The sequence below is a fragment of the Pseudomonas sp. 7P_10.2_Bac1 genome (assembly GCF_025465935.1).
Lineage (GTDB): Bacteria > Pseudomonadota > Gammaproteobacteria > Pseudomonadales > Pseudomonadaceae > Aquipseudomonas.
Genome location: NZ_JANLNV010000047.1, coordinates 1 through 2,629 on the forward strand (window position 1 = coordinate 1; position 2,629 = coordinate 2,629).

General features: G+C 58.7%; 3 protein-coding genes and 2 pseudogenes. 2 read left to right on the top strand and 3 right to left on the bottom strand.

Going from position 1 to position 2,629, the window contains the following annotated elements; translation table 11 throughout:
- Window positions 1-237 (top strand): annotated as a pseudogene (locus NTD86_RS08505) (transposase); the annotation flags it as partial.
- A 39-nt stretch (window positions 238-276) separates the two neighbouring features.
- On the opposite strand, the pseudogene tnpC reads toward NTD86_RS08505, so the two are convergent.
- Window positions 277-1,813, bottom strand: a pseudogene (tnpC, locus tag NTD86_RS08510) (IS66 family transposase).
- Between tnpC and NTD86_RS08515 the strand changes: the two are divergent.
- Complete coding sequence (locus tag NTD86_RS08515) at window positions 1,812-1,943, top strand: hypothetical protein (RefSeq protein WP_262201755.1); 132 nt, start codon at window positions 1,812-1,814, stop codon at window positions 1,941-1,943. The pseudogene tnpC and the gene NTD86_RS08515 overlap by 2 nt on opposite strands.
- On the opposite strand, the gene tnpB is transcribed toward NTD86_RS08515, so the two are convergent.
- On the bottom strand, window positions 1,940-2,212 hold the full coding sequence (gene tnpB / locus NTD86_RS08520) for an IS66 family insertion sequence element accessory protein TnpB (RefSeq protein WP_262201756.1): 273 nt from the start codon (window positions 2,210-2,212) through the stop codon (window positions 1,940-1,942). The two genes, NTD86_RS08515 and tnpB, sit on opposite strands and share 4 nt — an antisense overlap.
- Window positions 2,209-2,529: an IS66-like element accessory protein TnpA gene (gene tnpA, locus NTD86_RS08525; protein ID WP_080589852.1), complete on the bottom strand. Its 321-nt coding sequence runs from the start codon at window positions 2,527-2,529 to the stop codon at window positions 2,209-2,211. Before tnpA ends, tnpB begins: the two co-directional genes overlap by 4 nt.
- Window positions 2,530-2,629: the final 100 nt, after the last annotated feature.

The window sequence follows — 2,629 nt, forward strand, 5'->3', positions numbered from 1 at the left end:
GATCGATCTGGAAACCTGGATGATCGACTCCACTGCCGTTCGCGCCACCCGAGCCTCATCAGGCGCCGGAAAAAAGGGGGGCCTGAAGAGCCGCAAGACCACGCGCTCGGGCGCAGTCGGGGCGGCCTGACGACCAAGATCCACATGCTGTGCGACGCCAATGGTTTGCCGCTGCGTTTCCTGCTTTCAGGCGGGCAAGCCAGCGATATTGCCTATGCCCAACCGTTGCTGGACGAGGCTTATATGTAAGCGTCCGCCCAACTCACCTTGCGTAAGTTAGGCAGGCACCCACTGATGCGGCAGCAACTGCCCGATCTCACTGGCCCGCTGTGTCGGCAGCCGCGCCAGCACATCTTTGAGATAGGCATACGGATCATGCCCATTCATGCGTGCCGACTGGATCAGGCTCATGATTGCAGCCGCCCGTTTACCACTGCGCAGCGACCCGGCAAACAGCCAGTTCGAGCGCCCGAGTGCCCATGGCCGTATCTGGTTCTCGACCTGATTGTTATCGATCGGCACAGCTCCATCGTCCAGGTAGCGCGTCAGCGCTACCCAGCGTTTCAGGCTGTAGTCGAGAGCTTTGGCCGTGGCTGATCCGTTGGGCACCAAGTCGCGCTGGGCCAACATCCAGTCATGCAGTTTTTTGAAGATCGGTACCGCCATTTCCTGACGTATTCGCCAACGATCTTCATCACTCATGTCCCGCGCTTGGCGCTCGACTTCGTACAAGCCGCTGATCGAGTGCAGCGCTTGTTCGGCCAACTGACTTTTGTTCGCAACATGCAGGTCGAAAAACTTGCGACGGGCGTGGGCCATGCAGCCGATTTCAGTGATGCCTTGCTCAAAACCTGCTTTGTAGCCAGCGAAGTCATCGCAGACCAACTTGCCGTTCCAGTCGCCCAGGAAGTTGCGCGCATGTTCGCCTGCACGGCTTAGGCTGAAATCGTAAACCACAGCTTTGAGCGCCGAAAACGGCGTCGTGCTGTAGGCCCAGACATAGGCTCGGTGGGTTTTCTTCTCACCCGGCGCAAGCATTTGCACCGGTGTTTCATCAGCGTGAATCACACCTTGGTTCAGCACGGCTTCACGCAGTGCATCGACAAGCGGTTGGAGCCGCACACCGGTTTGTCCGACCCACTGGGCCAAGGTCGAGCGAGCGATTGCCAGCCCGGCGCGGCCAAAAAATTTTCTCCTGCCGGTACAGCGGCAAGTGATCGGCAAACTTGGCCACCATTACGTGGGCCAGCAAGCCTGCGGTCGGGATACCTTTGTCGATAACCTGCGCTGGCACCGGCGCTTGGATCAGTGTTTCGCACTGACGGCAGGCCCATTTACCACGTACATGCTGCTCGACGGTAAACACGCCTGGCGTGTAATCCAGCTTCTCGCTAACGTCTTCGCCGATGCGTTGAAGTTGGCAGCCACAAGCGCACTGAGTGTTTTCCGGTTCGTGACGAATCACCGTGCGTGGAAACTGCGGTGGCAATGGCGCACGTTTGGGGGATTGCCGTGGCTCGGCCTGTGACGAAGCTGGGAGGAGCTCTTTAAGCTCTGCCTCGATAGCTTCAAGGTCTGTATCGAGCAGGTCATCCAGCAAGCTGCCTTGCGCCGGACTGATTTGCTCGCTGCGCTTGGCAAACTTGTGGCGTTTGAGCAGGGCAATTTCGTAAGTGAGCTGCTCGATGATGGTTTCATCGTTCTGGATCTTTCTGCTCATCGCCTCGACTTGGGACTGCAACTGCAACGCCTGTGCCGCCAAGGCACGAAGCTGTTCCGGGGTCATCTGGTCGAGGTTGGGCGAGAAAGTCATGCCACCGATTGTGCCAGAGCAGGCCCGAAACGACGACAAGCAGACCGGTCAAATGGCCGGCGATTACAGCATGCTGATCACGCCACTCGCGCCGACTCGCTGCCACGGCAAACCCAGTACCAACGCCTAGAGTTGTTCGCTGTCGAGTTCGACCTCGCAGCCGTGGCGAATGCCGGGCCAGTGAAACATGCCTTGGTTCAGGCGCCGCGCGGAAAGCCAAACGCCCACGCCATCGTGCACCAGCACTTTCATCCGGTTAGCCCGGCGATTGGCGAAGAGATAAGCGCAGTGCGGCTTTGCCGCACCGAACACCGCGATCACCCGGGCTAATGCGGTTTCGGTACCGGCGCGCATATCCATCGGCTCGGTGGCCAGCCAGATCGCATCGATGCGGATCATTGAGCCACAGCCCGGATAAATTGCGCGCAGCCCTCGGGATCTGAGGTTGGCCATTTCACTGTGATCACTTGGCCGGCCATGGGCAACTCGATGATCACTGACGCTTCGGCTGGCCGTTTAGGTGCGGCTTTTAGCGGAACGAATGCCGGTAGTGAAGTCGCTGCGGGCTGGTCTCGATAGAGCGGCATCCATTTGCGGATGACATTGGCATTGATGCCGTGGCTGATGGCAACACTCGACACGGTTGCCCCAGGTTGCAGGCATTCCTGAACGACCTGGGCTTTGAACGGTTTCGGATAAGAGCTTCGTTGGCGCATGAAAATCCTGGCGATAAGGGTGATTGCGTCCGCTTAAAAATACGCGGACACCATCGCCCTTAATGCTGGAGTTCGGAAGGTGAGTTCGCCGTACGCTTAC

Bases quoted from the DNA above. Each gene is read 5' to 3' on its own strand.
- NTD86_RS08515 (WP_262201755.1), top strand. From the start codon at position 1,812: ATGCCACCGATTGTGCCAGAGCAGGCCCGAAACGACGACAAGCAGACC.
- tnpB (WP_262201756.1), bottom strand. From the start codon at position 2,212: ATGATCCGCATCGATGCGATCTGGCTGGCCACCGAGCCGATGGATATG.
- tnpA (WP_080589852.1), bottom strand. From the start codon at position 2,529: ATGCGCCAACGAAGCTCTTATCCGAAACCGTTCAAAGCCCAGGTCGTT.